We start from the raw sequence: 8,075 nt of genomic DNA, 5'->3' as shown, positions 1-8,075 counted from the left end.
ACTCAGAAGTGAAACCTCTTAGCGCTGATGGTAGTGTGGGGTCTCCCATGTGAGAGTAAGTCATCGCCAGCTCATTATTCCAAAAGCCCTCTGCTCATGCAGGGGGCTTTTTTTATGCGTGGGGTTTCTAGAAAAAGAAGTAAATAACCTCCTAATTGCACCTAGATAATAAAAATATAAATAACGTGAAAAGTATAATTAATTAACTTCGCCTTATTTTCTTATTGGTCTGTCTAAAAATTATTCAATCTACGACTTTAGCCTAAATTTTATTAAAAACATCTAACTTGGTAAGTTTTGCAGTAGACAAGGTTTAAAGAATCATCCATTTTATATACAAAAGTGAATGAACGTTCATTTTTTCATAGAATAAAAAAGCTCACAATTGGAGGTGAGGAAAAATGACAGCAACAACAGTGAATGTGAATGCTGTAGTGGATGAAGCAAAGTTTAAACCTTTTCATTTAAAGATCGTACTTTGGTGCGTATTTGTCGTTATTTTTGACGGTTATGATCTGGCAATCAACGGTGTTGCTTTACCCCTACTGATGCAAGAATGGAATATGACGGCAGTTCAGGCCGGAATGCTTGCAAGTACCGCTCTGGCCGGCATGATGTTTGGTGCCATGCTCTTCGGTATGCTGGCAGATAAAATTGGACGAAAAAATGTCATCCTGATTTGTGTGACCTTATTCAGTGGATTTACGTTCTGGGGCGGTTTTGCCTCTGGTCCGACTGAATTTGGCATCCTGCGTTTTATTGCCGGCTTAGGTATTGGCGGTGTATTGCCGAATCTGGTCGCATTAACTTCTGAATATGCGCCACAAAAAATGCGTAGTACCTTAGTCACTACCATGTTTAGTGGTTATGCAGTTGGCGGGATTATGGCGGCGTTATTAGGTGCCTGGTTTACCCCAAGTTTTGGTTGGGAAATCATGTTCTATATCGCAGGTATTCCATTATTGGTGCTACCTATACTGTATTTGTATTTACCGGAATCTTTAACTTTCCTGGTAAAGAAACAGCAAAATGAAAAGGCCAGCAAAATTGTTCAACAGATCAGTCCTGAGCAAAATGTCACTGCAAGTACCCAGTTTGTACTGAATGAAGTGCATGCACCCGATGCTTCCATTGCTGCTTTATTTAAGCAGGGCCGTAGCATGAGTACCTTATTATTCTGGTGCTGCTTCTTTATGTGTCTGCTTATGGTCTACGCATTGGGTAGCTGGTTACCAAAACTGATGATGGCAGCGGGTTATTCTCTGGGTAACAGTTTGATGTTCCTGATGGCCATGAATATTGGTGCAGTGGTTGGAACCATTGGTGGTGGTATTCTGGCGGATCGTTTCCATCTGAAACCGGTCATTATTGGCATGTTCCTGTTGGGTGCAGTTTCATTAGTTGGATTAGGCTTTAACTCTCCACAAGCTGTGATCTATCTGTTAGTCGCTGCTGCAGGTGCTTCGGCAATTGGTAGTAGTATTCTGCTCTATAGTTTCGTGGCTCAGTACTATCCATTGGCAATCCGCTCTACCGGTATTGGTTGTGCGTCCGCAGTCGGTCGGGTAGGGGCAATCGTTGGTCCAATTATTATTGGATTCCTGTTGGGTATGGAGCTGCCACATAAAATGAATTTCTTGGCTGTTGCGATTCCAGCCATTATCGGCGCGATTTCAGTGGCGATGATTGTACGTAAAGATCTGAATGCAGAACGAAATGCTGAGACCTCACTGGCGAAACAGAAGCTGAATTCTATTAAAACCTAGTCACTTTTTGCCAATCCACTTGCTATAAATCTGAATTGAGTCAAAAGATCCCTTTCATAAGAAAGGGATTTTTTGTTTAAAGTATAAAAATCATTCATAAAAAATTGAATAAATCAAAAAATCATTGGTCTATAGACTATTTATATAAGCATTTTAATGAGAATAATAAATGTCTAATTATTCAATTATTTAGTTTTATAAAAATGTGATAAATCACACAAATAGCCGCTATTTTATGGCTGAAATTGCTCCATCATTTGGTCTTATTGTGCACTAAATCTCACTTGCGTATATTGCTAAAACTTGAATATTCCCCCGGATATTCAAAAGGATTTTATGGACAAGTACTCATGGGAGATGAGAACGATGACAACGGAAACAGTAGATATAAATTCTGTAGTCGATAATGCGAAATTTACGCCTTTTCACTTCAATGTAGTTGCTTGGTGTTTACTCATTATCTTGTTTGACGGCTACGATTTAGCAATCAATGGTGTTGTTTTACCTTTATTAATGCAGGACTGGGGCTTAAGTGCCGTTCAAGCGGGAATGCTTGCCAGTACTGCACTTGCCGGCATGATGTTTGGCGCGATGATCTTTGGTTCTCTGGCAGATAAAATTGGCCGTAAAAAAGTGATCATGATCTGTATTGTGTTATTCAGTGGCCTAACCTTTGCCGGCGGTTTTGCTTCAAACCCGACTGAGTTCGGAATTTTACGTTTCCTTGCCGGTCTGGGCATTGGTGGTGTTATGCCAAACCTGGTGGCACTAACCTCTGAATATGCACCACAAAAAATGCGTAGTACCTTAGTAACTACTATGTTTAGTGGTTATGCGGTAGGTGGTGTGATGGCTGCCTTATTGGGTTCATGGTTTACCCCAAGTTTTGGTTGGCAAATCATGTTCTTTATCGCAGGTATTCCATTATTCTTATTACCAGTGATCTGGAAATTTCTGCCAGAATCTTTAGCCTTTATCGTCAAAGACAACAAACAGGAAAAAGCACGTCAAATTGTACGACGTTTGGCTCCAAATCTAAGTGTTACAGACAATACAACTTTTAAACTGCCACAGGAGAATGTACCTGAAGCAGCAAACGTGGTGAGCCTGTTCCGTCGTGGCCGTGCGGTAAATACCTTATTGTTCTGGGTAGCTTTCTTTACTTGCCTACTAACCATGTATGCACTGAGCAGCTGGTTACCAAAGCTAATGATGGCAGCGGGCTACTCAATGGACAACAGCCTAATGTTTATGATGGCGATGAACGTGGGTGCAGTGGTTGGCATTGTCGGTGGTGGTATTTTGGCTGACCGTTTCCACCTGAAACCGGTATTGATGTTCCTCGGTATGATGGGTGCGATTGTGATGAGCTCAATGGGCTTTGCATCTAACCAGTTCCTGCTTTACATCTTGGTGTTCCTGGCAGGTGCAGCATCAATCGGTTCGCAAATGTTGCTATACAGTTATGTTGCACAATTCTACCCATTGGCAGTACGTTCAACAGGTATTGGCTGGTCATCTGCGATTGGTCGTATGGGTGCGATTGTTGGCCCGATCCTGATCGGTGGCTTACTCGGTATGAACCTGCCTGCACACTTTAACTTTATGGCAGTCGGTTTACCGGTACTGATTACAGCGATTGCAGTTGCTTTGATCATGCATGATGATGAATCTGAAAAGATTGGTTCAGCAGATACCGTTCCTGCAAAAGCTTAAACCTTGAGTTTGAAATAAGAAGCCTCTGAAAGGGGGCTTCTTATTTTTTGATTGTTTAAAATAAGAACTTAATTTTTAAACTTTATTTAATTATAAATGGACACCACAAAAAAAATTCTGTCATGGACAGTTGGTTTCAGCTAATTTTTTGCTTTTTACGGCTTTATTTATGAATATTCATATTTCTTTGAGTTTAATAGATTTCTTTTAATTTCTCTAGGCTTTATATTTTCTGCCGCTGCAGTTGGTCAATCTAGAATTGATCTATTACACCTAAATTAAAGAAATATCATTCGAGATGATTCAATTGTATTTATTAAAAAGTTGGATAATGGTACACACGAATTTATACCTAAAGAAATCAAACTTCCAAAACACTTAGACAAAATTCTGGAAAATTTTGAATAGTTATTATTTTAATATTGATGCAACATATTTACTTATATATTTAGTATTAATTGTGAGTGAAAAAAATGAAACTCAACTCATTCTCCCCAATCCCTGACGATGACGATGAACTGCATCTTCCTGAACTGGTGTACTGGGCATCCTTAGGTGATATTGAACAGGTCGAACAAGCCTTGCAGGAAGGTCTGGATGTGAATTCAGCCGATGAAGAAGGCTATAGTGCCTTACATGCAGCTGCTGAAAACGATCATCTGGAAGTAGTTAAACTGCTGGTGAGCAAAGGCGCAGATGTCGATCATCGCAGTACCTATACCGCTTTGGAACTGGCAGAAATGGCCGGTAATAAAGATGTAGTGGCTTATCTAAAAAGCCTAAAAGGTGGCATTTAAATAAAATAAGATCAAGAAAATAAAAAAGCCTCCATCTGGAGGCTTTTTATAGTTTGAACTTAGGCAGCATCGCCTTCCAGCTCTTTTAAGATAGCATCATTGAAAGCAGGAATGTCATCCGGATTACGTGAAGTAATCAGCACCCAGTCACCAGTATTGCAGCGATGAACCTGTTCATCGACCCATTTACCACCGGCATTTTCCAGATCCAGTTTGATGCTCTTGTACGAGGTCAGGTTTTTATCCTTAATTCGCTGTGCATCAATCAGAACCCATGGCCCATGACAGATTGCGGCAATCGGTTTATGCTGATCAGCAAAATGCTGCACGATTTTCTGGGCAGATTCATTGATTCTTAGCGTATCTGCATTCACAGTGCCACCAGGAACAACCAAGAGATCATAATCACCCAGTGTGACATGATCAAAACTGGTATCAGGCGTATATGAGGTAGCAGCTTTAGTATCGCCTTTTACTGTTGCCACCTCTTCATTTTTTTCTGCCGCATGAATCACTTCAAATCCTTTGGATTTTAGAAAATTTAAAGGCTCGACCAGTTCATCATGTTCAACGCCTTGGTTTGAAGTAATAAAGAGGACCTTTTTTACCATGATTGCTGTTCCCAAAAAATGTGAGGATTTTCAGATTAACAACAAGGCGATTCTTACAATGTTGGATTTTTAGCTGGGAACTGTTAAACAATGCTAAGAATTTATAGATAAAAAAAACCCCAACATCCTGTTGGGGCTTTTTTCGTATCTCGTTTTTAGGTATAACTCCTGTCGTACCTCACGTCCTGGTGCACTGCTTTATTCTTCTTGTTTTTAGGTATTTGAGCTTCCTGCTCTGTATGTTTATAGAATAGTCTGAACCTGAAAACTGGCATAGACGTCGATGACATCTATCATTGTACGTCTCGGCTTACAGGGTTAAGGCTAATTTCCATAAGTCATTATATTATTTAGAAGTGTATATCTAAGCCGACATAAGGACCTTTAAATTCCAGTTCCAAGTCTGGCGCATTATTTTGTTCGGCATCGATATTCATGATGCGATAGCCGACTTTAGCCCCTACATCAACCAGCAGGTTATCAATAAAGTCATATTGCAGTTCAGCCTGAACATCAGTCTTTTTGATATCGCTACCGTGACTGTAAACCGCTTCAGCTTTAGCACTCATGCCAGTAAATGGCAGTTTTACCCCAGCTGTAGCGTAGAGTAATGGACTGTATTCATCTAGATCGTACTGAGTCAGGACACCTGCATTCAGATTTCTGACTGTACCATCCAGATTAGTCAGACCCGCACCGATATCAGCATGCACAATGGTATCCAGCAGCTCATAATACAGAATATAGTCGATATTATTGAGTTCGATATCAGCAACATTCAGCGGGGTAATTTGTTCGCTATTGCTGTCCAGATTCACATATTTGATTTTGGCATTTGGCAGTAGTGGTACTGGATGTTCAAATGCAACCGACAGTTGTGCCGTGCCTTGGCGATCCAGGTCCTGTTTGCCGGCATTGGCAGACTGGCTATAACCGTCAAAATTCCAGTAGCTGGCATCTGCTTTAAGACCAATCACATCGGCATGGCCTATGCTGCTCAGTCCTAATCCTAGTAATAATGCAGTGAATAATTGTGTACGCATTTCTAATTTTCCTTACGCTTTCTTTAAATTGAGCGATTTTGTTACCTAAATACATCTTCTTAAACGTAATCAGTAAGTGCATGATATAGGTAATTTCTAAAATGTATATGCTAATGTGAAGGGCAGAATAATGGGATCGACAGCAGCACAACATCATCAAGACTATCCATTATATGTGGCAGGACAGCCGGTAAAAACGGGTGAATGGCTGGAGGTCAAACATAAATATAGTCAGGAGCTTTATGCACGTGTCGCGCTGGCAGATGCTGAAACTTTAGAAAAGGCAATTCAGTCTGCGACTCAGGCAGAAGCAGAAATGGCAGCATTGGAACCTTTCCAGAAACAGAAAATTCTGCTGCATTGTGTGAAGCGGTTTAATGAAATCCGTGAAGAACTGACTGAAATCCTGATTGCCGAAGGTGGCAAGCCACGTAAAGCAGCCGGCGCAGAAGTAGAACGTCTGATCAATACTTTCCAGATTGCGGCAGATGCGGTCACCCAGATGGATCAGGGGCGTATTTTGCCTCTGGCAGTCACTGCCGCAGCTTCCGGTTATCAGGGCATGGTTAAACAGGTACCGATTGGCGCCGTTTCCCTGATTAGTCCATTTAACTTTCCATTAAATCTGACTGCACACAAAATTGCGCCGGCAATTGCTGCAGGTTGTCCATTTGTATTAAAACCGGCGAGTCTGACTCCGGTTTCAGCCTTAAAAATTGCCGAGATTCTGGCAGAAACTGATTTACCAAAGAATGCATTCTCAGTTCTGCCGTGTCCACGCGATCTTGCAGATGTACTGGTTACAGATGACCGTTTTAAACTATTGAGCTTTACCGGTTCTGATGTCGTGGGCTGGGATATGAAAGCCCGCGCCGGCCGCAAAAAAGTTACTCTGGAACTCGGTGGGAATGCCGCAGTAATGATTGAGCCAGATACTGAACTCAGCGAACAGCTGATTGATCGTCTGATTGGTGGTGCTTATGGTCATGCAGGGCAGGTGTGTATCAGTGTGCAACGTATTCTGGTGCATCAGGATATTTTTGAAGAACTGAAAGACAAGCTAGTTCAGAAACTACAACATCTGAAAGCCGGTGATCCCGATCTGGAAACAACTTTGCTAGGGCCAATGATCAAGGAAGCTGAAGCTAAACGTTTGCATCGCTGGATGGAAGATGCCGTAGCGCAAGGTGCCAATGTACTGACTGGTGGTGAAGTGAAGGGTGCGATGTTTGAACCGATTCTGTTGGAAAAGGTAGATCATCAACTGGAAATTTACCGTAATGAAGTGTTTGGTCCGGTCGCCATTATTGAAGCGTATAGTGATTTTGAATCAGGAATTGCCTGTATTAATAGCAGTCGCTTTGGTCTGCAAGCCGGTATCTATACCCAGAATCTGCAGAAGATGATGTATGCTTGGGATCATCTGCATGTCGGTGGTGTGATTATCAATGATATTCCGTCATTCCGTGTTGATAATATGCCTTATGGCGGTGTCAAAGATTCTGGCTTGGGCCGTGAAGGTATTCAGTCTGCGATTCGTGACATGCAGGAAGAACGTATGCTTGTCATCAAATGTTAAGCTGACCGAATCAATCAGTACTATTCCACAATCGGCATAAGGAAGGCCGGTGGTGGAATTTTGCTTTTTATCGCTTAAAAAGGTAGCAGGATAGGCAAAAATATAGACTGAATGAATTAAGACATAGCTCTGTTTTTATTCAGAAGAAAATAAACGAAGAAGATTTAAAAATTCTTTTTCAATCTCTATTTAATACTTGATGAGTTAAGAGCGAAAAATTGCTTGAAAACTGTAGTAAAACTTAAAAACAATTTATTCCAAAAAGTTTGTTAATATATAACTAAGAAAATCAAGAGCTCAGCGTAGAATTATTGAGCATTTGATAAGAACAGATTATAAAAAAAGAATGTTTTAAGCAGAAATTACAGAAAAAATTTGAAAAAGTCAGTATTGTTGAACCATCTACAAGGTCGGCTTTCTGCTCAGACTTTAAGCAAGCTGTCCGGCTAGCTGACCTGTTTGTATATTAGAATTCGATGCCCAAAAGGTATAACTCTAATTCAAACACCCGAAATAATTGAAATGCTTCTTCAGTGCTCGCGACATAACCATAACAAGCAGTA

Annotated in this window: 6 protein-coding genes; 4 read left to right on the top strand and 2 right to left on the bottom strand. The window is 40.9% G+C overall.

The window, feature by feature from the left end; translation table 11 throughout:
- Positions 1-401 precede the first annotated feature (401 nt).
- The 3 genes from FTV25_RS13600 (at position 402) to FTV25_RS13590 (ending at position 4,279) form a co-directional block, all read left to right on the top strand.
- Positions 402-1,766: an MFS transporter gene (locus FTV25_RS13600; protein WP_179992889.1), complete on the top strand. Its 1,365-nt coding sequence runs from the start codon at positions 402-404 to the stop codon at positions 1,764-1,766.
- Between the two features lie 366 nt (positions 1,767-2,132).
- On the top strand, positions 2,133-3,482 hold the full coding sequence (locus tag FTV25_RS13595; RefSeq protein WP_180004121.1) for an aromatic acid/H+ symport family MFS transporter: 1,350 nt from the start codon (positions 2,133-2,135) through the stop codon (positions 3,480-3,482).
- A gap of 473 nt (positions 3,483-3,955) precedes the next feature.
- Positions 3,956-4,279, top strand: a complete 324-nt coding sequence (locus FTV25_RS13590) for an ankyrin repeat domain-containing protein (protein ID WP_180004123.1) — start codon at positions 3,956-3,958, stop codon at positions 4,277-4,279.
- 59 nt (positions 4,280-4,338) lie between these two features.
- On the opposite strand, the gene FTV25_RS13585 is transcribed toward FTV25_RS13590, so the two are convergent.
- Together FTV25_RS13585 and FTV25_RS13580 are read right to left on the bottom strand one after the other, a co-directional pair.
- Positions 4,339-4,890 carry a type 1 glutamine amidotransferase domain-containing protein gene (locus FTV25_RS13585; RefSeq protein ID WP_180004125.1) on the bottom strand — a complete coding sequence of 184 codons (552 nt, stop codon included), beginning with the start codon at positions 4,888-4,890 and terminating at the stop codon, positions 4,339-4,341.
- Between the two features lie 350 nt (positions 4,891-5,240).
- Complete coding sequence (locus tag FTV25_RS13580; RefSeq protein ID WP_180004127.1) at positions 5,241-5,933, bottom strand: TIGR04219 family outer membrane beta-barrel protein; 693 nt, start codon at positions 5,931-5,933, stop codon at positions 5,241-5,243.
- 130 nt (positions 5,934-6,063) lie between these two features.
- Here FTV25_RS13580 and FTV25_RS13575 point away from each other — a divergent pair, with 130 nt between their 5' ends.
- Complete coding sequence (locus FTV25_RS13575; protein WP_125279799.1) at positions 6,064-7,512, top strand: aldehyde dehydrogenase family protein; 1,449 nt, start codon at positions 6,064-6,066, stop codon at positions 7,510-7,512.
- The last annotated feature ends 563 nt before the right edge of the window (positions 7,513-8,075 follow it).

Source organism: Acinetobacter sp. YH12249 (assembly GCF_013417475.1).
Lineage (GTDB): Bacteria > Pseudomonadota > Gammaproteobacteria > Pseudomonadales > Moraxellaceae > Acinetobacter.
The sequence above is the reverse complement of the archived record's forward strand: the minus strand, read 5'-3'. Positions and strand labels throughout refer to the sequence as shown.